Origin of the sequence: Paracoccus sp. (in: a-proteobacteria), assembly GCF_046462195.1 — a bacterium.
Taxonomy (GTDB): domain Bacteria; phylum Pseudomonadota; class Alphaproteobacteria; order Rhodobacterales; family Rhodobacteraceae; genus Paracoccus.
In genome coordinates, this window is sequence record NZ_JBKGUN010000032.1 from 1 (window position 1) to 21497 (window position 21497).

At 62.1% G+C, this 21497-nt stretch carries 18 protein-coding genes; 6 read left to right on the top strand and 12 right to left on the bottom strand.

Annotated elements, in window-relative coordinates; genetic code table 11:
• Nucleotides 1-361 precede the first annotated feature (361 nt).
• A complete protein-coding gene (locus tag ACLHHB_RS02000; protein ID WP_410216608.1) occupies nt 362-1537 on the top strand; it encodes a nucleotide sugar dehydrogenase in 1176 nt (391 codons plus the stop codon).
• Nucleotides 1538-1608: 71 nt separating this feature from the next.
• Here the strand turns inward: ACLHHB_RS02000 and ACLHHB_RS02005 are convergent, their stop codons facing one another.
• The 4 genes from ACLHHB_RS02005 to ACLHHB_RS02020 all read right to left on the bottom strand — a co-directional run bounded on the left by ACLHHB_RS02005 (nt 1609) and on the right by ACLHHB_RS02020 (nt 5885).
• On the bottom strand, nt 1609-2736 hold the full coding sequence (locus ACLHHB_RS02005) for a YihY/virulence factor BrkB family protein (RefSeq protein ID WP_410216609.1): 1128 nt from the start codon (nt 2734-2736) through the stop codon (nt 1609-1611).
• Between the two features lie 163 nt (nt 2737-2899).
• Entirely contained in the window at nt 2900-3841 is a 942-nt protein-coding gene (locus ACLHHB_RS02010) for a DMT family transporter (RefSeq protein WP_410216610.1), read from the bottom strand.
• A gap of 109 nt (nt 3842-3950) precedes the next feature.
• The gene (locus ACLHHB_RS02015; protein WP_410216611.1) at nt 3951-5261 is read right to left on the bottom strand and encodes a cation:proton antiporter; all 1311 of its coding nucleotides are present in this window, start codon (nt 5259-5261) and stop codon (nt 3951-3953) included.
• 198 nt (nt 5262-5459) lie between these two features.
• Nucleotides 5460-5885, bottom strand: a complete 426-nt coding sequence (locus ACLHHB_RS02020; RefSeq protein WP_410216612.1) for a MarR family winged helix-turn-helix transcriptional regulator — start codon at nt 5883-5885, stop codon at nt 5460-5462.
• Nucleotides 5886-6000: 115 nt separating this feature from the next.
• On the opposite strand from ACLHHB_RS02020, the gene hmgA reads away from it, so the two are divergent.
• Both hmgA and fahA read left to right on the top strand, forming a co-directional pair.
• The gene (gene hmgA, locus ACLHHB_RS02025) at nt 6001-7362 is read left to right on the top strand and encodes a homogentisate 1,2-dioxygenase (RefSeq protein ID WP_410216613.1); all 1362 of its coding nucleotides are present in this window, start codon (nt 6001-6003) and stop codon (nt 7360-7362) included.
• Nucleotides 7363-7440: 78 nt separating this feature from the next.
• Complete coding sequence (gene fahA / locus ACLHHB_RS02030; RefSeq protein WP_410216614.1) at nt 7441-8652, top strand: fumarylacetoacetase; 1212 nt, start codon at nt 7441-7443, stop codon at nt 8650-8652.
• 24 nt (nt 8653-8676) lie between these two features.
• Here fahA and ACLHHB_RS02035 read toward each other — a convergent pair whose 3' ends face one another.
• The 7 genes from ACLHHB_RS02035 to ACLHHB_RS02065 form a co-directional block, all read right to left on the bottom strand.
• Nucleotides 8677-10800 (bottom strand): esterase-like activity of phytase family protein, encoded by a 2124-nt coding sequence (locus ACLHHB_RS02035; protein WP_410216643.1) that lies wholly within the window; start codon nt 10798-10800, stop codon nt 8677-8679.
• A gap of 446 nt (nt 10801-11246) precedes the next feature.
• A complete protein-coding gene (locus ACLHHB_RS02040; protein WP_410216615.1) occupies nt 11247-11804 on the bottom strand; it encodes a sigma-70 family RNA polymerase sigma factor in 558 nt (185 codons plus the stop codon).
• Nucleotides 11805-11956: 152 nt separating this feature from the next.
• On the bottom strand, nt 11957-13288 hold the full coding sequence (locus tag ACLHHB_RS02045) for a Gfo/Idh/MocA family protein (RefSeq protein WP_410216616.1): 1332 nt from the start codon (nt 13286-13288) through the stop codon (nt 11957-11959).
• A 53-nt stretch (nt 13289-13341) separates the two neighbouring features.
• Nucleotides 13342-14094, bottom strand: a complete 753-nt coding sequence (locus tag ACLHHB_RS02050) for a ParA family protein (protein WP_410216617.1) — start codon at nt 14092-14094, stop codon at nt 13342-13344.
• Nucleotides 14091-15608, bottom strand: a complete 1518-nt coding sequence (locus tag ACLHHB_RS02055; protein WP_410216618.1) for a CHAD domain-containing protein — start codon at nt 15606-15608, stop codon at nt 14091-14093. The genes ACLHHB_RS02050 and ACLHHB_RS02055 overlap by 4 nt, the downstream gene beginning before the upstream one ends.
• A 597-nt stretch (nt 15609-16205) precedes the next feature.
• Nucleotides 16206-17624, bottom strand: a complete 1419-nt coding sequence (locus ACLHHB_RS02060; RefSeq protein WP_410216619.1) for a GumC family protein — start codon at nt 17622-17624, stop codon at nt 16206-16208.
• Nucleotides 17625-17660: 36 nt separating this feature from the next.
• Nucleotides 17661-18377 (bottom strand): hypothetical protein, encoded by a 717-nt coding sequence (locus ACLHHB_RS02065; protein ID WP_410216620.1) that lies wholly within the window; start codon nt 18375-18377, stop codon nt 17661-17663.
• A gap of 73 nt (nt 18378-18450) precedes the next feature.
• Between ACLHHB_RS02065 and ACLHHB_RS02070 the strand changes: the two genes are divergently transcribed.
• From ACLHHB_RS02070 to ACLHHB_RS02080, 3 genes are all read left to right on the top strand, one after another.
• Entirely contained in the window at nt 18451-19437 is a 987-nt protein-coding gene (locus tag ACLHHB_RS02070) for a glycosyltransferase family 2 protein (RefSeq protein WP_410216621.1), read from the top strand.
• Nucleotides 19434-20273: a glycosyltransferase gene (locus ACLHHB_RS02075; protein ID WP_410216622.1), complete on the top strand. Its 840-nt coding sequence runs from the start codon at nt 19434-19436 to the stop codon at nt 20271-20273. Before ACLHHB_RS02070 ends, ACLHHB_RS02075 begins: the two co-directional genes overlap by 4 nt.
• 278 nt (nt 20274-20551) lie before the next feature.
• Nucleotides 20552-21205, top strand: coding sequence for a sugar transferase (locus ACLHHB_RS02080; RefSeq protein WP_410216623.1), 654 nt, complete (start codon nt 20552-20554; stop codon nt 21203-21205).
• On the opposite strand, the gene ACLHHB_RS02085 is transcribed toward ACLHHB_RS02080, so the two are convergent.
• Nucleotides 21155-21370: a hypothetical protein gene (locus ACLHHB_RS02085; protein WP_410216624.1), complete on the bottom strand. Its 216-nt coding sequence runs from the start codon at nt 21368-21370 to the stop codon at nt 21155-21157. The genes ACLHHB_RS02080 and ACLHHB_RS02085 overlap by 51 nt on opposite strands.
• Nucleotides 21371-21497: the final 127 nt, after the last annotated feature.

The window sequence follows — 21497 nt, forward strand, 5'->3', positions numbered from 1 at the left end:
TGCATGCCCCTCTACCAGTCGGGCGGCGCCAGATACCTAGATGTGGTGCTGACGCCATATGCTTCACGTCAGGGTCCTGATGCCGCTCGCCTTGAAAAGGTGAAAACCGCTTCCGTCATCCCGCCAAAGATGCTTGGAACATGCTGCGGGCATCCGTTCCCCTCATGATGGGCCGCATCCTGCCTGATCACCTTCCGAACCGTGTTCCCGCTGTCCGAGCCATTGCCGAAGGCTAACTTTTGCCCTTGTGTGAATGTTTTGCGCAGGAAGACGAAGTTCCCTCTCCACTCGGCGCGGCCGCGGTTCACACTGCGCAAGAAGCACGATAGAAGGCGCCTTATGAAAACCTAGGGGTTAATCAGTGACATCAGCAAAAATCGCCGTGGCCGGAATTGGCTATGTAGGGCTTTCCAATGCCGTCCTTCTGGCACAGCGCAACCGGGTTCGGGCGCTGGACGTGAACGAAGACCGCGTCGCCATGCTGAACGCGCGGCAAAGCCCGATCATCGATCCCGACATCCAGGATCACCTGACCGGTCAGGATCTTGACCTGACGGCGACCACCGATCCGGCCACCGCCTACGAGGATGCGGATTTCGTCATCGTGGCCACGCCCACGAACTATGATCCGGTGACGAACTACTTTGATACGTCCAGTGTCGAGGCGGTGATCCGCGACGTGATGCGCTTGGCACCGCAGGCGGTGATTGTGGTCAAGTCGACGGTGCCGGTGGGCTTTACCCGTGACGTGTCGGACCGGCTGGGCACGGATCAGGTCATCTTCAGCCCCGAGTTCCTGCGCGAAGGACGCGCGTTGCACGACAACCTGCACCCTTCGCGCATCGTGGTGGGCGAGAACAGCCCGCGCGGCCGCGCCTTTGCGACCCTGCTGGCCGAGGCGGCCTTGGACAAGGACGTGCCGGTCCTGCTGACCGGCCCCACCGAGGCCGAGGCGATCAAGCTTTTCGCAAACACTTATCTGGCCCTGCGCGTCGCCTATTTCAACGAACTGGACAGCTATGCCCTGACCCATGGTCTGGACAGCCGCCAGATCATCGAGGGGGTCAGCCTAGACCCGCGCATCGGGCAGCACTACAACAACCCTTCCTTCGGCTACGGCGGCTATTGCCTGCCCAAGGACAGCAAGCAGTTGCTGGCCAATTATCAGAACGTGCCGCAGAACCTGATCGCCGCCGTGGTCGAGGCGAACCGCACCCGCAAGGATGTGGTGGCCGACCACATCCTGGCCCGCAAGCCGCGCGTGGTGGGAATCTATCGCCTAGTGATGAAGGCCGGTTCGGACAACTTCCGTCAATCTGCCGTACAGGGCATCATGAAGCGCCTGAAGGCCAAGGGCATAGAGGTCATCGTCTATGAACCGGCCATGACCGAAACAAGCTTCTTCGGTTCGGATGTCGTCGCAGACCTGGAGGCGTTCAAGACGCGCGCCGACCTGATCGTCACGAACCGGGTGACGTCCGATCTGAGCGATGTCGCTGACCGCGTTTATACCCGCGACCTGTTCGGCGACAACTGACGGTTTCAAGGGGGGAAAACAGGTGGCGAAGGACGATCCACCCTTCGCCACCTGCCAAGGTCAGGCCGTCCTTAGCGGCGGGGCTTCCCGAACGCCTTCATGGCAGCGCTGCCGATCAGCAGGGCCGCCATCGACAGATCCGCGCTGGCAGAGGCGGGCTGGGCGTGCCCATGCTTTCGCGCCGCCTTTGAGCCCGTCGTTCCCGCCCTCTCGCCTTTGCTGGAAAAACCACGCTGGCCCGGCGATGATGGAGGCGTGTCCGCCTTGACCGCCTGGCGCTGGCCCATGGGCAGCGGAGCGCCGGTGGTCGTATCGTGGGCAGTCTGCTGCTCGATCTCGGCATTCAGTTCAGCCCCGCCCAGAACGACATAAGCAGACAACCACATCCAGGTCAGCAGGATGATCACGCCGCCCAGCGCCCCATAAGTCTCGGTATAGCTGCCAAAATTGCGGGCATAGATCGAGAAGGCCACCGTGCCCAGAACCCACAGGATGGTTGCCGCAATGGCCCCGACGCTGACCCACCGCCATTGGGGGTTTGCGCGCGAAGGGCCGAAACGATACAAGACCGCCAGCCCCAGCATCGTCAGGATGGCCATCAGCGGCCATTTCAGCCAGTCCACAGCCGTTTCCAAGGCGGGCGGAAAATGCCCAAAAGCCGCCAGCGACGGCAAAAGGATCACGAGGCCAAGTCCGGCGATCAGCCCCAGGATCAGGCCAAGCGTGATCAGCAGCGCCGTCAGGTACAGCTTGATCGTACCGCGGGTTTCTTCTTCGTCATAGGCGATGTTCAGACCCTCCATCAGGGTCAGCACGCCTTTCATGGCACCATAAAGCGCGATCGCGATGCCGAACAACGCGACCAGCCCGGTCCCGGCCTGGTCGCCGCCCGTGACCTTGGCCACCTGTTCCTGCAGGATGCCGGCAGCCTCTTCGGGCAGCATGGCCACCACGGCCTCCAGCTGGCTGGCAATGTCGGCGGGATCAAGGACCAGTCCTGCGATCGAGATCAGCGCCGCAATGGCCGGAAAGATCGACAGCAGCGCATAAAACGCGACGCCTGCCGATACGACCGAGATATGGTCCTTGGCGATCTCGTCCTTGACGCGCCACAGGATGTCCTTCCATCCGTGGCCGGGGATCTGGGTCGGCGCAGACGCATCATCGCCGCGCGCCGCCATCGAGTTGCGTTGGGGCAAATCCGTTCTCCTGTGACTGTGTCTTGTGCCGATGTCATGGTTAACGCGCAAAGATGCAGGGCAGGTTCCGCGCAGGTTGATATCCTGCACGCCTGGTACATTACCGCCGCATGACTGGCCGCTGTCCGGGTACGGAGCCGCTGCCCGGCAACCCGTTTCCGGCTTATCCCTGAGGGGTCGTGGCCTTGCGCTGCCGTGTCCGCTCAAGCCCCAACTTGTGCTCGCGCCAGATGATCAGGATGCCCGCTGCGATGACAACGACCGCACCGACGATGACCCGCGGCGTCGGCATCTCGTCGAAGATCCACCAGCCGATCAGGACAGCCAGGATCATCGAAGCGTAATCGAACGGCGCCACGACCGACGCGTCGGCATAGCGATAGGCCGATGTCAGCAGGATCTGCCCCACCCCGCCCAGCAGCCCCGTCATGATCAGCATCATGGCTGTCCGCAGATCGGGCACCACCCAGCCGAAGGGCAGCGTCATCAGCCCCAGCACGGTCGAGGTGATCGAGAACCAGAACACGATGGCCGAGGTCCGCTCGTCCTGAACCAGCTTGCGCACAAAGATCATCGCCAGCGCGGCGCACAACGCACCCATCAATGCGGAAACCGCGCCCAGCAACCGCCGGGGATCGGCGTCCACATGATTGGACAGTTGCGAGGACAGCACGATCAGCACGCCCGCCAGTCCCAGCCCCACCATGCTGAGGCGAAAGGCACGGACGTCCTCGCCCAGAAACATCCCGGCAAAGATCACGACCAGCAGGGGCGCGGCATAACCGATGGCGGTCACTTCGGGAAAGGGCAACAGCGACAACGCCCAGAAGTTGAAGCCCATGGCCGCCGTGCCCACGAGACCCCGATACACATGGCCCATCGGACGAAAGGTGGTCAGCCCGATCCGCAGTTCGGACCGGAAGGCCAGCCACACCAGGATGACCGGCACCGCGAAGATGGAGCGAAAGAACACCTGCTGCCCCGCCGGAACGGCCAGATCCCCTGTCGATGTGGCCTTCACCAGTGCCGCCATGACCGTGAACACGGTGACGCTGAAGCATTTCAGCATGATGCCCTTCAGGGGGGCGGAGGTCGTGGAGGTCATGGGATCGTCTTTTCAGGGTCATCCTGTGCTAGAACGATCTTGCACGAACTGCAACATCAGCCGTGGCACGATTGGCATCGCCCGGGACGCCGTCGCAGCCGGGCCCTCCTCATCCGCCCGGCCCTTGGAATCCGGGAGGCGGCACGGCATCATCCGCATCCGGATCGCGCCCCTGCAGACGGTCCAGTTGCCGCATGATCGGGGTCACGGACAGGCCGTGCATCACGATGGACAGCAGGACCACCAGCCCCACGATCGCCCAAAGCCGGGGTGCGGCGCCCGGATCCTCCATGTGGTTCAAGCCATAGGCCAGATAATAGAACGAGCCGATCCCGCGGATGCCGAAAAAGGCGATGGTCAGTCGCTCGTGCCAGGAGGCATTGAAGCCTGCCAGCCCCACCAGCCCGGTCACTGGGCGGATGACCAGCAGGATCACCACCGCTGCCACGATATCGGCAGGCGCAAGCGGTGCCAGCAGCCCATGGACCAGCGCACCGCCAAACAGCAGCAGCAGCACCATCATCGAGATCCGCTCGATCTGTTCGGTCAGGTCATGCATCGCCTTGTGGAAATCATGGTCACGGTGCGCCTGCCGGAACGTCAGCGCGGTGACAAAGACCGACAGGAACCCATAGGAGTGGATCGTCTCGGTCAGGCCATAGGACACGAAGGTCGCCGACAGGGCAATCAGTCCGTCGCCCGTCCGCGCCAGCTTGGATTCCGCAGGAACGCGGAACGTGATCCAGCCGAACACCTGCCCGACCAGATAGCCGCCAATAACGCCCGCACCGATTTCCCAAAGGACATTGAAGGTCAGCCATTCCACGGCCCAAGGCTCCTGCGTCACCGCCGAGGCTGCCAGCGCAATGGCCAGATGCACGAAGGGAAAGGCTGCCCCGTCATTGATGCCGGCCTCGGAGGTCAGGGCAAAGCGGACCTCATCCTCTTCTCCCGTCTTCGGAGGGCCCACCTGCACGTCCGAGGCCAGCACCGGATCGGTCGGCGCCAGCACCGCCCCCAGCAGCAGGGCCAGCGCCCAAGGCAGTGCCAGCCATGTGCTGGCCAGCAGCGCGATCAACGCGATGCCCAAGGGCAGCGTGATGAAGATCAGGCGCCAGGTGATCATCCAGGATCGCCAGCCCAGAACCCGGTCAATCTTGAGGCCTGCACCCATCAGGGCAATGATCACCACGAACTCGGCAAAGCGTTCCGTAAGTTCGGGATACTCCAGCGGCGACGGAGCAAAGCGGAAAAACGGAATGGCACCCAGCCCCATTCCCAACCCGATGCAGACGATGGGCAGCGACAAGGGAAGCCGCCGCAGTGCCAGGGGCAGCCAAGCGACCAGCGCGATCAGCAGGCCAAGGCCGATCATGACGAGGATATAGGGATCGGGAGGCTGGGTCAGATTTTCGAGCATGTCTCGACCTTTGAGATCGCATCCAGCATTGGGGCGGAACAACGGAAGGTCGTGGCCATGCTGCGCTTTTCCTGAACTGACTGCTCCGGGCGAATGGTTCGCCGGACGTCGCCTGCGCTTCAACCATGCCATGAGGGGATGGTTCCGGTGAACAGGACCACATATTCCTGCCCGACCGGGCCCTTGTCTTTTGCCGGATCAGCCGTTCTTGCCGATGATCCTGTCAATTCCCGCCTGGAACCCTTCGGCAAGGTTCCCCAGTTCCTTTTCAAGCTGAACCTCGAAATCGGCCGCGACGATGGCCAACCTGTCCATGAGCGCCTGACCCTGCGGCGTCAGATCCAGAACGATCAGCCGCCGGTCCGCGTCATGGTCGGACTTGGCGACCAGCCCTTCCTTCTCCAGCCGCGAAGCGGCGCGGCTGACCACGGACTTGTCGAGATGAACCCGCTGGGTGATGTCGCGGACGCTGACAGCCCCGGAATGGGCAAGATGGGCCAGAACGCGCCATTCGGGAATGCTGAGACCTGCCTCGGCCGCGTAAAGAACAGAGAAACGGCGGCTGACCTCGGCTGCCGCGACCGACAGCCGATAGGGCAGGAACTGGTCCAGATGAAAGGTCATCGGCATCTCCTTTCTGGTCAGATCATCCCAAAACCGTTGCAACTGCAACAAGGCTTGACCCCGCCCGGCCACGGTCCTTATCATTGCACCAGCAACGATCCGGAGGAGGAGCGTCGTGACCACCCATGACCTGCCGCGCGGCATGATCCGCGCCACCGGCACGACCGGGCCCTATGACGGCTACATGCCGGGCTTTGGCAATAATTTCGAGACCGAGGCTCTGCCGGATGCCCTGCCCCACGGCCAGAACAGCCCGCAGAAATGCAATTATGGCCTTTACGCCGAGCAACTGTCCGGCACCGCCTTCACCGCCCCGCGTGGGCAGAACGAGCGGACCTGGTGCTATCGCATTCGTCCGTCGGTCCATCACACCGGCCGCTTCAGCCCGATCGACGTCCCGTACTGGAAGACCGCCCCCAACGTGCGGCCCGATGTCACCAGCTTGGGTCAGTACCGCTGGGACCCGATCCCCGTGCCAGAGCAGGACCTGACCTGGATCACCGGCATGCGCACGATGACCACGGCCGGCGACGTCAACATCCAGGTCGGCATGGCCAGCCACGTCTACCTGGTGACCCGCTCGATGGAGGACGAGTACTTCTTTTCTGCCGACAGCGAGTTGCTGGTCGTTCCGCAAGAAGGGCGCCTGCGGTTCTGTACCGAGCTGGGGGTGATCGACCTCGAGCCCAAGGAGATCGCGATCATCCCGCGCGGCCTGGTCTACCGGGTCGAGGTGCTGGAAGGGCCCGCCCGCGGCTTTGTCTGCGAGAACTATGGCCAGAAATTCGACCTGCCCCATCGCGGCCCCATCGGCGCGAACTGCCTGGCGAACCCGCGCGATTTCAAGTGTCCCGTCGCGGCCTTCGAGGACCGCGAGGTGCCAAGCCGCGTGGTCATCAAGTGGTGTGGCCAGTTCCATGAAACGCAGATCGGCCACAGCCCACTGGACGTCGTGGCTTGGCACGGCAACTATTGTGCCTACAAGTACGACCTGCGGACCTATTCGCCGGTAGGGGCGGTCCTGTTCGACCATCCCGACCCGTCGATCTTCACCGTCCTGACGGCGCCTTCGGGACAGGAGGGAACGGCCAACATCGATTTCGTGCTGTTCCGCGAGCGCTGGATGGTGGCCGAGCACAGCTTTCGCCCGCCCTGGTACCACAAGAACATCATGTCCGAACTGATGGGCAACATCTACGGCCAGTATGATGCCAAGCCGCAGGGATTCCAGCCTGGCGGCATCAGCCTGCACAACTGCATGCTGCCCCATGGCCCGGACCGCGACGCCTTCGAGGGGGCCAGCAACGCCGAACTGAAGCCGCACAAGCTGGACAACACTATGTCCTTCATGTTCGAGACCCGCTTTCCCCAGCACCTCACCGAATTTGCCGCGCAGGAAGCACCGATGCAGCAGGAATACATCGAGGTCTGGAACCGGTTGGAGAAGAAGTTCGACGGCACTCCTGGCGTGAAGTGAAGACCATGCCGGGCTGACATCAAAGCGGCAGCTGCTCAATCGGTCAAACAGGTCGACGAACAACGCAAGGGGCATTCGGTGAGCAATCATTTCCTGCGCAGCTGGGTGGCAGCCGCCAACGAGCCGGGCTGCGACTTTCCGATCCAGAACCTGCCCTATGGCGTGTTCTCGGTCGGGCCGCAGGCGCCGCGCTGCGGGGTCGCGATCGGAAACATGATCCTAGACCTCGCGGACTGCGAGGCGCGGGGCCTGCTGGACGCGGGCGGGACGTTCAGGGCCCCGCAGTTGAACGACTTCATGGCGTTGGGCCGCGCCACATGGGACGCAATCCGCTCAGACCTGACCCGGCTGCTGGCCGAGGATGGGGACCGCACCCTTTCCTTGATCGCGATGGCCGAGGCTAGGCTGCACCTGCCGATCCGGGTGACCGAGTTCACAGACTTTTATGCCTCAAGAAACCACGCGTTCAATGTCGGTGTCCTGTTCCGTGGGCCGGAGAACGCATTGCCACCGCAGTGGACGCATATGCCCATCGGCTATAACGGGCGTGCCTCCTCAGTCGTGGTGTCGGGAACGCCGATCCATCGCCCCATGGGTCAGATCAAGGGCGATGACGGGCCCGTCTGGACCGCCAGCCACCGTCTGGACTTGGAACTGGAGTTGGGCGCCATTGTCGGTGCGAGCAGCCGGATGGGGCAGCGCCTCAATGTGGAGGAGGCCGAAGACATGATCTTCGGCTATGTCCTTTTGAACGACTGGTCGGCGCGGGACATCCAGGCGTGGGAGTATCAGCCGCTTGGTCCGTTCCAAGCCAAGGCGCTTGCCACGACGATCAGCCCCTGGATCGTGACGCAGGCTGCGCTTGAGCCGTTCCGCTGCGAAGGAGCCGAGCGGGACAACCCGCTGCTGCCCTATCTGCAGGAGAAGCAGCACGGTTTTTACGACCTGACCGTCGGCTGGACCATGAACGGCCAGGTGATGGCACGGACGAACCATAACGTGATGTACTGGTCCTCGGCCCAGCAACTGGCGCATCACACCGTTTCCGGTTGCCCGATGCGGGTGGGCGATCTGCTGGGAACAGGCACCATCTCCGGGCCGACCCCCGACCAGACCGGAGCATTGCTGGAGATGACGCAGGGCGGCCACATCCCTGTGACGGTCAATGGTCAGCCACGCATCTTCATCGAGGACGGCGACGACATTGCGCTTTACGGATATGCCGAGGGTGACGGCTATCGCATCGGCTTTGGTTCCTGCACGGGGAGGATCCTTCCTGCGCAGGAATGAAAGGCATGGCTTTGGCCGCTGGTGCTATTGTCCGTCGCGCAGCGCACCGACCGACCAGAACAGCGTCTCGCCCGAACTGTCGTCCACACCGTCATTGTCCGTCACGAGCCAGCCTGTACCCTCGGCATCGATGGCTAAGCCCTCGACCTTGTCGACGACATAACCGTTCAGCGCCTTCAGGTCCGGGATCAGGTCGCGCACCTCTTCCTTGGTCACGATAGGAAGCGCTTCACCCAGCGGCACCGGAGACAGATCCGTCAGCGGAACACGATAAAGCTTTTTCACCTTGGCGGCCGTGCCGATCAGGTTGTCGCGCTCGATGACATAAGCCCAGTCCCCGTCGATGGTCAGTTCGGACAATCCCATCCACCCGTCGCCCGCATCCTCCAGCGGATAGGCGACCGCACCCCATTCCTCGGTATCAAGGTCATAGGACAGCAGCTTGACCTGACCCCGAGGATCGTCACCCCATTCGCGCTGCACGGCCATCCACAGCCGGTTGTCCAGCCGGGCGATGCCCTCCATCCCGAAGCGGGTTTCATGCGCCAGAAGCTCGGCGGGCAAGGCGATCTCGTCCCGGATCTCGCCACCGGCATCGACATGATAGATCGCATGCGGGATCAGCCTGTCGCTGCGCCCTTCCGATGCCAGCCAGAAGCCGTTCTCACCATCCGGCGTGATGCCCTCCAGGTCCAGCTTTTGTGCCGGATGCCCGTCGCGCGTGACGACCGTCTTGGCAATGATGCGCGCGGGTGCCTGCGTCGCGTCGATCGTGTAGATCGCCGGCTGGTTGCCATAAACGCTGTCAGAAACGGCATAAAGTCGGCCCGGCTCTTCTCCGGCGGCCAGACCGGACAAGGCCCCCCACCCGATCAGCGTTTCCGATCCGGCCGAGGTCAGCATCGGATAGGCAGGCGCATTCTGGCCGCCTTCGAACAGCATGACATGGGCGCGTGCGCCGCCCTCCTCGCCCAGATCCGCCTCGTTGGCCGTGACCAGCAGGTTCCGCGCCGGAATGGCCACCATTCCCTCCGGGCTGATGCCCGAGGGCAGCAACTGCGTCAGTCGTGGGGCCGACAGGTCCGAAAGGTCGTAAACGCCGATGATCGAGGCACGCTCGGCGGCAACAAAGGCATAAGGGGTGCCGCCGAACGTGGCGACCTCGATCGACTCCGGCTCGACCCCCTTGGCGTCCGAGCGCTTGTCGGGATAATGGCCCGCCTCGATCACCGCATGCTCAAAGGAAATACCGGAATCATAGACGATCGTGCCGTCGCGGTGAAAGATCGTCCACCCGCGCGAACCACCCTCGTAATCGCCCTCGTTCGCCGTGGCAAAGTGGTCCGCATCGATCCACTTGACGCCATCCGGCTCTCGCCGGACATCCGCGAGCGTTCCGTCAAAGGACAGTGCCCCATTGTCCTGGGTGTCGATGCCCTCCAGGCTGACGCTGCCCGCGCTGAAGTGAGAAGCAACCGTGCCATCGGCACCGATCACCACGATGTGGTTGTTTTCCTGCAGCGTGACGACGATCTCGCCCGCTTTGTTGATGTCCACATATTCAGGTTCGGGATCGTCGGTCCCGATATCGGCCAGACCTGCAAGGTCGATCCTCTGCTGGCTCTCGCAGTCGATCTTTCCCTCCGTCACAGGCAGCTTGATAACATATCCGGCAGGCATCTGCGGCAGAACGCCGTCGTTCAGATCCTCGTCCCGCTGGTTCTCGATCGCGACGGCGAGAAAGCTTCCATCCTTGGCGCGGGCAACCGAGTCCGGCTGTCCGCCCAGGTCGCAGGATGTCAGGACCTGTCGTGTATCCAGATCCAGAACACGCATCTGGCCCGAAGGATCGGTGAAGGATTTCGAGGTGTCCACGCCGACAAAGACCCGGTTGCCGATGATGACGGCTGTTGTCGGCTCTCCGTCCATGGCCACATTGCCCAACGGCTTGGGGGCCTTGGCATCGGTGATGTCCAGAAAGCCCAATACGCCCAGAGGGCTGTCAGAATAGACGAGGATATTTCCGTCCTCGGAGGCCGAGATGATCTCGGCCGAGGTGGGACGGGTCCGATCTTCGCCATCGGCCATGTTGTCAGGCGTTGCGAAAGAGGCGGTGCGGTTGAAGATCGTTTCGGACAGGGCCGGCATCCCGGTCGCCAGCGCAAAGGCAGAGGTAAGAAGAGCAAGCGTCCGCACGGTGGTATTCCCGAAATGTTTTCCTTCGGCACCTGTGTCGTGCTTGCGCAAAACTGGCGTGACGCGTGCATGACGGTTGAATGACGGTAGCGCTGCAGCAGGCAGGGTCGCCAGGGACGGTGGGTCATATCGGCGGAAACTTGGTCCAATCGTGACACGAACCACGGCACAGGACTTTCAAGAATGTGCGGTTTATCCCTCTGCAGATCACGGTCAGTGATCCAGGCACTTATCCTGTTGAAAAGATGGCCTGCTACCAACAATGCGTTGGGAGGAGCAGTCAAGAAATGCCGATTTCGGCAGCAACAGATCGGTCTGCCCCAGCGAGGAAGGGGCGCTGGCGGTCTCTCGGAGGATCGATCAGAACCGTTCCGCCACCTCAGGACACCGGATGGTCTTCAGAAACCGGACTGGCTGACAAAGGCGGGCTGCTGCGCGGACAATGCGATGGAAGCATGACGGATCGCCTCCGCCGGCTTGACGGTTTCCGCAGGCTCCAGCATGTCCCTCAGCATTTTCCGGGCGCGTGAAACGCGGCTTTTGACCGTTCCCACATCGACCTGCAGGATTTCGGCAGTGTCGGTATAGCTTTCGCCGAGCACGCCCACCAGCACGATGGCCTCGCGGTAATGAACGGGCAACTGATCCAGGGCGTGCCGCATCTCCTTGGCACGGATGTGCCATTCCTGCGTGGCTTGGGTGGACTGCCCGAGCGAAACGCAGTCAGCGCCTCCTGTCGGCTCGCGCACCGCGCGCTTGCGGTTGGTGTAGAAGCGATTGCGCATGATGGTGAACAGCCACGCGCGCATGTAGGTGCCCTTCTGGTAACGGTCCGCCTTGTCGATCGCGCGGACAAGAGTTTCCTGAGTCAGATCATCGGCTTCCGTAGGATTCCCGCACAAGGATTGCGCATAGGCGCGCAGCGCGCGGATATGATCGAGCAATTCGTCTGACATGGTGGGGTTCCCGTCGGTTGGTCTGCCGCACGGAACGCAACCTGCACGCTAGCCGTTCCCTCGCCCCCGTTTTGACAGCAAGAATCCGCGCGCGGTGGTCCTTTGCCACCGCGACTGCCACGGACCTGATCATCGCAGGCCTGTCCGGTCCCTCAGCGCATCGTGCCGTCGGGATTCAGATCAACCCACGCACCCTGTTCGGCTGAAACATAGATCGCCTCCAGCAGGCGCATGTCCCGCAGGCCCATCTCGGCGGGGGTCAGGATGTCGATCCCGTCACGGACCGCCTTGCTGAAGTGATCGATCTGGCCGGTGAACTGCTGCTCGGACGGACCCGAAGGTGTCGGCATCTCCTGCCCTTCGGCCGTGGTCAATGTCAGCCGGTTGCCCGAATATTCCGTTGCCGGGTCCAGTACGGCCACTGCATCCGATCCCCAAAGGTCGATCCGCTTCTTGCTGGCGATGTATCCAGACGAGATGTTGGCCCGACGGCCGGAAGGAAAAACCAGTTGCACCTGACCGATCGCCTCGACCTGCCCGAAACGGCCATCCTCGGTGTCGGGCGAAAAGGTGGTGGCGATCAGGCGCTCGGGCACCTCGTCCAGCAGCCAGATCAGGCCGTTCAACGAATAGATCCCGATATCCATCAGCGACCCTCCGCCCGCAAGGTCGCGCACCATGCGCCAATGGTCGCGCTCGACCGAGGGATCCAGCGGGCGGTGATGGTCCGACGTGGCGTACCAGATGTCGCCCAGTTCCCCCTTCTGCACCATCTCCTTGAGGGCCGTGTTGTTCGGCTCGAAATGGGCGCGATAAGCGATCATGATCTTGCGGTCCGCCGCGCGTGCCGCATCCATCATCCGCTGCGCCGCAGCCGAATTGTGGGCAAAGGGCTTTTCGCACAACACATGCTTGCCAGCCTCCAAGGCGGTGATGACATTTTCCTCGTGAATCGCGTTCGGGGTGATGACATAAACGATGTCGATCGACGGGTCGTCGGCCAGCCCCTCCATTCCATAATCCTGGATGGCATCTTCGGGCACATTCCACGCCGCGCCCACCGCCAACGCCTTGTCACGATTGCCCGAGATCAGGCCGGTCAACCTAGCCTCGGATGCCTGTCCGATGGCGGGAATGGCATAGTTCTGCGCGAAATGGCCCAATCCGCAAACGGCCCAGCCCAACTGCCGTTCAAGCGGGGTGGGTCGGGTCGCAGCATCCAGTTCAGGCTCGGGGCGGCCTGCCGGCTGGCGTTCCAGCGGGTCGGCGGGCGGTGTCTGCCCCGTGCCGATGGCACGTCCCGCCGTTTCGGCCAGCGCCCCCGCTCCGCCCATTCCAAGGGTCAGCGTACCTGCGCCGAATCCGATGGCCGAATTGCGCAGGAAGCCCCGGCGCGAGAACTGTGGCATGTCGTTCATGGAAAGGTCCGATCTGTCACCCAGGGACAGAAGGAACAGCCAGTCGGGGACAAGGTTCCAGAACACGGCCCCGCGCCCTATGGTCCGTTGGGCGCGCGGGTATCATGAGAACTGGAGACTCAGGCCTCGTCGGCCCGGGCCAGAACCTCGTCGGCCAGTGCCCGATAGGCGCCTGCGATTGCGCTTTTCGTTGCTGTCGCCGTAACGGGTGCCCGATGGACGCCCATACGTTCAACCTCGGAAGCCGAAGGGATCTGAGCGGCCAGAAAGCGCTTGGGATGGGCTTGGCGCATTTCGGCCATCGTCTGGCCGTGCAGGGACTTGACTGACTGCACCATCGAGAAAAAGGCCGAGATGCGCTTGGGCGACAGGTCATTTTCGCGGAAAAAGTCCTGCAACTGCTCGAATGTACGCTGCGACAGCGTCGTGGGGATCACCGGCACCACCACCACGTCCGAAGCCCGGAACACGTTCTCCGACAGTGCCGAAATGTTCGGCGGGCAGTCCAGCAGGATGATGTCGTAATCCGCCTTGACGGCAGCCAGAGTTTTTTTCAACCGGGACTGGTTGTCCCGCATGCGGGACAGAAAGACGTCGAAGTCCCGAAAGGACATGTTCGCCGGCAGGATGTCCAGATTGTCGTAATCGCTGCCCCGGATCGCCTTGATCAGCTTCTGGTCGTCCTCGAAAAAGCTGGCCTCGGTCAGCTTTTTTGACGGCTTGACCCTGAAATAGAAGCTCGAGGCCCCTTGGGGGTCCAGATCACACAACAGCACCCGTAGCCCGGCCAAGGACAGTGCATGCGCCAGATTGACCGCCGTGGCGGTTTTGCCGACGCCGCCCTTGTTCGAATAGCAGGCAATGATCTTCATCCTCGCTCCTTCCCTGCATGGAAAAGGTCACGGAACGCTTGCCGGGTCTGCTTGGCCTGAAAATGTGCAAGGTTGCCCATCACCCTCGCCCGCTCCTCGGCCTGACGCTGATGCAAGACCGCGATCAGCGCACCCACGCTCTGTGCCAGTTCCACATTTGGCCCTGACCGGTCCTGCTCGTGCATCACAAGAACCTGTTGCAGCTTGGATTGCTGCACCGAGTAGTCGTTGTAAAGACCCAGATTGTCCTGCAACCGCTTCAAGGGCTTGATCAGCCTGCGAATCCTGTCATCGGGGAACAAGGGGGCAAAGAACTCCATGAGGTAGCGCAGCTTCTTGCCATGGATGCGCAATTCGTGAACCTCGTGGTCGGGTGTATCGGCATTCAGGGTTTGCGCGATCCGCCCGATCTTGCGATACCGCTTCCAGATCAGTCGGCAGGCAAGGTCATGGGTGAGGCGATCGGCATCCGGGCCGCGGGCAATCCGGCTGCGTCCACGGAAAAGGTCCTCCAGATCCGCCATCTCCTGACGATAGGCCTTGCTGCGCAAATGCTGCGCCAATCGCTTTTGCGCAACGCCTCGCTCCTCGGCAAAGATGGCGAACAGACGATCCAGCCCGCCATGCAGGCTCTCTGGCAGCCGTTGTTCAAAATGCCGCCTTTCCATCAGGGAAACATCCAGATCGCGCACGGGCCCGGTCGGCTTCATCAGCGCGGCGAACCGTGTCTTGAACTCTGATGTCCGGTCGTTCGAAAAGACGCCCTTGAAAAGGCTGACGACTGACCGGATCTTGCGCAGTGCGACCCGGTAGCCGTGCAGGAATTCAGGATCGATGTCCGCGATCGCTCCGGCCTCGTACTGGCGCACGACCGGCAAATGGGCCGTGATGATTCGGGTGGCCACATCGAAAACCGGCTCGTCCGGCCTGATCGGCACCTTGGGCTTTCCCAGGAAGGGCGGGCGCTCGGGAAACAGCCGTGCATGAAGATCCACCTGTGCCAGAGCCATGCCCCCTTGGGCGATCAGCGTGCTGCGCAGACGCGCTGCTGCCTTGTCATAGCCGCGCATCTTGTGCAGCGTCACCAGCGCCACGCGGTCTGCACCCTCGACCTCCAGTGTCTGCACACTTGCTCTTACACGGGTTTTTCCCTCGCCGTCGATCAGCGCCAGCTCGGACCGCTGACCGCGCCCGCCGCCCAGTTTCGTCAAACCCCGCAGCTCACCCACTTGCACACCAAGTAGGCCAGCGGCCGCAGTGGTCAGCCCATTTGGGCTCTCGACCGGCTGCGACAGGACAGCCCCCTGGGGCAGCCAAAGGTCGATCCTGTCATCGTATCCGATCATCAGGGTATGATCACCACGGAACTGCTGATCGAACGTGTCGTGGAACGTGAGTGCGGCCTGATCCTGTTCTCTTGTCAGGACCGCTTTCAGATTACCGAGCGGTGACTGCTGCAAGGCATCGATGGACGCGGCAGGCAGGACAAGGCAGGCATCATCATTTACGCTCATGAAGTCTCTTTCTTTTGTTCCGGCAGGGAGCCTGCAGGCGCTCCAGGCACATCGCCGGCCTCCGGCAATCGTTCCCGACGGTTCTGCAGTGAGACGAAAACGTGAGGGTTGCCTTGTCCAGATCACCGCTTTCGTTTTGACCGAGCAATCCGCCGTCATTGCCCTTGGGAACAAGGCACATGCGGAGCCCTGTGGCACAACTGGCCGAACCAGAAACGGGCTGGGTATACTCCTTCTGCCGGCGGCAAGCGAACCAAGCCTGCCCGCTGCCCCTTTCTGCCATTGATGCAATCAACAGGAACAAGGAGATGCTTTACAAGGACAGTTCATGCAGTGGCGACGTCTTCATCATGCCAGACTATGTCATTCCGCATCCGGTACGGCAGGGGGTGCGGGATCGGCCTTTTGATTCGCGCCGCCCAAGTGAGGAGGCAGGCTCCTTTTGCAGCCCGCCGCTCTTCTCGCGTCCCGGAAAAAGACGGTCTAGCTGATGATGAAGCCGCACTTCTGCAGCCTTGGCATGAGGAGCGCCGTTCGAACCACGGACAATCGGAGGCACAGGTGGACATGGCCCTGCCTCCGGTACGCTTGTGATGGTCAGATCGTAGGCGCGCTGATCATCGAGACGACTGCGATGCAGCCAAGGACCAGGATCCCCACGCTCGCGATGTCCCGCGTCATCCTCCATGTGACTTCGCGCGGCGAGGGCCGCCAGGGCGATAACGCAATGGGGTCCACGCCCAAGGCCTTTCGGACCTGATCGGGCGTGCGCAGCACGGGGCGGAGCAGTTCCAACAGGAAAGCGACCGCCAGCGCCGCCCCAAGGCTTCCGACAAGCCCCATCAACACGACACGCTTGCGGCCCGAGTCGATCGGATACTCCGGACGGACTGCAGGCTCGAGCACGACCATCCGCTCGCCATGATCGTTGGCCACCAAGCGCTGGTCCAACTGGGCGCGGGAAAGCCGCTCGGCAATGGCCGTCTGCGTGATCTGCAGCTCCGATATCTCTCGAGTGAAGTCATCCAGGTCCGCCGTCACTCTCGGGATGGCGGCAATCGCCGCCTCGATCTGCGGCAGCCTCCGTTCCACGGCCATGCGGTCAGCATTCAGCGCAGCCTCCTGCTCCTGGATCAGGGTGATCTGGCGCAGGACGCCGGGGGCCAGCTGTTGCTGGTCCCCTTGGCGAAGGTTGTCGATCAGGCTTTCCAAGCGCTGGATTTCGGGATGGCCTGGAGACAGGGTGCGGCGGGCCTGCGCCAGATCGACCTCGAGCGTACGCAGTTGCTGGGGGACCGAAGGCGATCCGGCGACGCCTGTTCCAACCTCGAGAGCAAGGCGCTCGCGCTCCAGGGCCTGCAGGCTGCGGATCAGTTCGGCCCGCTGGCCTTCCAGCCGGCTTTGTTCACCGGCCAAGGTTTCGGCCGTGCCGGGAAGATAGTCCGGATGATCACTGCGGAAGGCCGTCATCCTCGCCTGTACTTCCGAAATGGCCGCACTGACACGTGCGTCTTCCTGACGAAGCGTATCGATCAGATCGGCCAGCCGCTGCGTCCGGGTGGTCTGGTCGCTTGTCAGGATCTGGTCCGCCATGTGGTTGGCCAGATTGGCCGCATCAGCCGCCCGCCCCGTCCGCACCGAGATCAGCATTGCCGACAGCCCCCCCTCCATTCCGGGAGTGACGCCCGCCGCAGGGATGAACTCGATCCGCACGTTCTGACGGAAAAGCGCGATCTGCTCGTCCTCGTTCAGTTCTGACGCATCATCGTAAAGGCCGAAAAGATCGATGATGGACAAAACATTGCTGCGCGCCATCAGGCGCTGCTCGATCAGGCGCAGCCGGCTTGCAGTGCCCGCGGCGGCATCCGTTCCCAGACCACCCGACAACAGGGTGGGCTCGATCTGGACAACGGTGACCGCCTCGTAGGCGCGTGGCAGCGACATGGCATAGCTGAGCGCGGCATAGATTCCTCCGACGAGGATCAGCGCCATGATCGGGCCGCGGCGCCGAATCATACCAAAGAGTTCCTTCAGGCCAACAATCGGTCCCATTCAAACCTCTGCATCAAGCAGGAAAAGGCCCAGGATCGGGCATGCTTCACCAATCCGCGCCTCCGACGCGCGCAGGTCACTGGCCCGATCTGACCGGCCATCGACGGCCAGCAGAACCGCCTGCACCATCGGCAGCGAGGCCAAGCCGGCGTCGCCGCTCAGCATGGCGGGAAGGTGAAAGATCGTGATGTCGGGCGACAAGCGGGACAAGCTGCTTGCCAGCCGCGCCTGGAAGGTTTCGTTCAACAGCAGCGTCGCCGCCTGCGCGGGTGCAGCGGCCACGGTCAGCAGCGCAAGCTGATCCGACAAGCGCCACCCCGGCAGTTGCAGCGCCCCGTCTGGATCGGACGCGACCGCCTCGGCCTGTCGGCCCGCCGCACCCAGTCTGTTCAGGATCGGCTGATGCGCGATGTCGAGATCGACCAGAACGACACGGCGCGACAGGCGCCGCGCCTCGGACAGGGCCAGGTTCAGCGCCGTCAGCGGTCCTGCCCTTCCCGTCCGGGCCTGCGTCACACCGATCCTGTTCCAGCCGCGCGTGGACGTCGCGGCAAGAATGCGCGTGCGCAGGAGGTCATAGCCTTCGACCGAGACAGCGGTGTTCTGGCCATCCGCTATCATTCTGCGCCGCGCCTTGTCCTTGGGCAGCGCCAGTTCGCCCAGCTTTGACCAATATCGCTGCGCGGCATCCTGGCCACTGGAGTTGCCGCCGTCCATTTCCAAGCCTCGTTTCAATCCCGATGACAGAATCATAGCATGATGTTAGCGGGATTGTATGGTGGAAGTGAAAATGTCAGACAAATACAAATCCCGTTCTGAGCACGAGCAGATACATGACGTTGCGGCCGTTGTCATCGGCCGGAACGAAGGGGCGCGACTGGAGGCCGGCTTGACCGCGCTCATGCGACAGGTCGCAAGGATCGTTTATGTTGATTCGGGTTCTACCGACGGCAGTGTCGAATTTGCCCGTGATGCGGGAATACAGGTCCTTCAGTTAGAGATGTCCCTGCCGTTCACGGCGGCGCGCGCGCGCAATGCAGGCCTGAGGGCGCTTGCCGACAACCCGCCCGCCTTTGTGCAGTTCATCGATGGCGATTGCATCCTGCAGCCCGAATGGCTTCCCGCCGGGGTCGCGGCACTGGAGGCGGATCCCCGACTGGCGGCCGTTGCCGGGCGGCGACGCGAAATGTTTCCCGAACGCTCGGTCTACAACCGGCTTTGCGACGCTGAATGGGACACGCCTACAGGCCCGGCACGTGCCGTGGGCGGGGACATGCTGATTCGCTACACGGCCATTGCTGCCGCCCAAGGGTTTCGCGACAGCCTGATTGCCGGAGAAGAGCCCGAAATGTGCGTGCGGCTGCGTGCCTTGGGGTGGAGCATCCGGCGGCTGCCGTGCGAGATGACCCTCCACGATGCCAACATGACGCGCTTTGGCCAGTGGTGGCGCCGCACACGCCGCGCCGGACATGCCTTTGCCGAAGGGGCAGCCCTGCACGGCCGCCCGCCCGAGCGGCATTGGCGAGCCGAAACCCGCCGCGCCCTGCTGTGGGGGGCGGTTATGCCGGCAACGGCCATTCTGGGCGCGCTCCTGCACCCCGCCGCCCTGCTGCTGCTGTTGGCTTATCCTGCTCAACTGCTGCGCCTGACGCCTCGCCTGGGCCTGACGCGTGCGGCCTTCTCCATTCTCGGAAAATTTCCCGAGGCCCTCGGGGCACTGGAATATCATCTCCATCGCCTGTCCCGTCGGCAGACCAGCCTGATCGAATACAAATGAACCATTCAATCTTCAGCGTCATCCTGCCCGCCCATCAGGAAGAGCATCATATTTTGAACTGCCTGAATGCCTTGTGCAGCCAAGACCTTGTTCCTGATGTCCGGCACGAGGTGATCGTGGTGGCCAATGGGTGCACAGATGCGACGGCGCAACTGGCACGCGGCTGCGCCGCGGATTTTGCGGCAGCCGGATGGGACTTTCAGGTTCTGGAAACCCCCGTCGGCAACAAGATCAACGCGCTGAACATGGGCGACGAAGCCGCCGCAGGCGATATTCGTCTGTATCTGGATGCCGACATCGTTGTCGGACCAGGTATGGTGACGGCGCTTTATCAGACCTTGAACGGATCTGGGGCCCGCTATGCGGGGGCGCGCCTCGTTGTTCCCCAGCCCGTCAGCCGCATCTCGGCCGCTTATGCGCGGTTCTGGCAACGGCTGCCCTTTGTCCGAACAGGCGTGACCGGCGCCGGGTTGTTTGCCGTCAATGCCGAAGGACGGGCACGTTGGTCGCGTTTTCCGGATATCATTTCGGATGACGGGTTCGCTCGGCTGAACTTTGCGCCTCATGAAAGGCAGCGCGTGGACGTGCCCTATCTGTGGCCGATCACCGAAGGCTTTCGCCCCCTTGTCCGCGTTCGCAGACGGCAGGATGCCGGGAACGCCGAGCTAGCACGGCGGTTTCCCGCTCTTTTCAAGAACGTAGATGGCGACAGGCCGCCTATGAAGCAGGCTCTGCGTCTCGGAATGATAGACCCGACAGGTTTTCTCGCCTATGCCGCAGTTGCCCTTGGTGTGCGGATTGGACCTCCGTCGCAAGGGTGGGATCGAAACCGCTGATTCGAACGCAGCGTTCTTCGAATCACGGGAGAGATATGCCTCGGCACATCTTCTCAATCTAAAGTTGATAGATAAAATTTTAATTAAACCTCCAAGACGAAAAGTGCGCTGGAAACACCCTATTTTTAGATAGGTTGTGTGTAAAAGTTTAATCTTTATAGACATTAAGCGTGGATGCCCGGCGATGGTCCTGCCGGCTCATATGGTTAAATTTTTAATTGGTTCGCTGTGGACGCTGTCCGGGGTGTTTGATGGTACACGAAAACGATGCCCATGGCATGCTGCAGACGTCAGTTGTGCCACCGGGTTTTGGCGCCGATCTTTCCAATCTTTACGGACGAGGCGGCAAGCGCACTCTGGACACTGTCCTGATTCTGATGGCGCTGCCCTTCATTCTGCCCATCATGCTGCTTGTGCTTTTTGCAGTCATGTTGGACGGCCATTCGCCGTTCTATACGCAGAAGCGCTTGGGAAGCGGCTGGCGCGAATTCCGGCTGTTCAAGTTTCGCACAATGAAACCCGATGCAGACGCATTGCTTGCGGCGCATCTGGCCAGCGACCCTGCCGCACGCGAAGAATGGGATCGCGATCAGAAGCTGCGCCGCGATCCGCGCATCACTAAGGTGGGGCGTATCTTGCGCAAGACCTCGCTTGATGAACTGCCGCAGTTGCTGAACGTCCTCACCGGTGACATGAGCCTTGTCGGCCCGCGTCCCATGCTGCCCGAGCAGCGGACTATGTATCCTGGGGTCTATTACGCCGCGCACCGTCCCGGTCTGACTGGCCTTTGGCAGGTGTCCGAGCGGAACTTCACGACCTTTGCTGCCCGCGCCACCTATGATGAGCAGTATTCCCGTGAATTCGGCCTGCTCCAGGACCTGTCAACGATCATGCGGACCTTCAAGGTTGTGGTACGCTGCACCGGATGCTAGGTTGTCATAGCATTCAGCCGCGCGGCTGAATGCTGCCGTGGCGATCGACAGGATAATCATTGCTGAAAAACCGCCGCCGACATAGCCATAAAGGAAGGCGGAGAGGATGCTGAAGTCCATCATGATCAGCGCCAGCATCGCGAGGATGCTGACGAGGACGGACACCGCTACCATTCTCACAATCATCAGATGAACGCCTTTCTGCCTTTATCATGACAGGTTTTGTTACGAATTGCAAAACCGCATCGATAGATCTGTCACCTATCGGCAACAATCGTCTCATGCGGTCGCG

Excerpts from the sequence above, each read along its gene's own strand:
- ACLHHB_RS02015 (WP_410216611.1), bottom strand. The coding sequence starts at position 5,261 with ATGCTCGAAAATCTGACCCAGCCTCCCGATCCCTATATCCTCGTCATG.
- ACLHHB_RS02075 (WP_410216622.1), top strand. The coding sequence starts at position 19,434 with ATGAACCATTCAATCTTCAGCGTCATCCTGCCCGCCCATCAGGAAGAG.
- ACLHHB_RS02070 (WP_410216621.1), top strand. The coding sequence starts at position 18,451 with ATGTCAGACAAATACAAATCCCGTTCTGAGCACGAGCAGATACATGAC.
- ACLHHB_RS02040 (WP_410216615.1), bottom strand. The coding sequence starts at position 11,804 with ATGTCAGACGAATTGCTCGATCATATCCGCGCGCTGCGCGCCTATGCG.
- ACLHHB_RS02060 (WP_410216619.1), bottom strand. The coding sequence starts at position 17,624 with ATGATTCGGCGCCGCGGCCCGATCATGGCGCTGATCCTCGTCGGAGGA.
- ACLHHB_RS02020 (WP_410216612.1), bottom strand. The coding sequence starts at position 5,885 with ATGACCTTTCATCTGGACCAGTTCCTGCCCTATCGGCTGTCGGTCGCG.
- ACLHHB_RS02065 (WP_410216620.1), bottom strand. The coding sequence starts at position 18,377 with ATGGACGGCGGCAACTCCAGTGGCCAGGATGCCGCGCAGCGATATTGG.
- ACLHHB_RS02050 (WP_410216617.1), bottom strand. The coding sequence starts at position 14,094 with ATGAAGATCATTGCCTGCTATTCGAACAAGGGCGGCGTCGGCAAAACC.
- ACLHHB_RS02055 (WP_410216618.1), bottom strand. The coding sequence starts at position 15,608 with ATGAGCGTAAATGATGATGCCTGCCTTGTCCTGCCTGCCGCGTCCATC.
- ACLHHB_RS02010 (WP_410216610.1), bottom strand. The coding sequence starts at position 3,841 with ATGACCTCCACGACCTCCGCCCCCCTGAAGGGCATCATGCTGAAATGC.
- ACLHHB_RS02080 (WP_410216623.1), top strand. The coding sequence starts at position 20,552 with ATGCTGCAGACGTCAGTTGTGCCACCGGGTTTTGGCGCCGATCTTTCC.
- ACLHHB_RS02035 (WP_410216643.1), bottom strand. The coding sequence starts at position 10,800 with ATGCCGGCCCTGTCCGAAACGATCTTCAACCGCACCGCCTCTTTCGCA.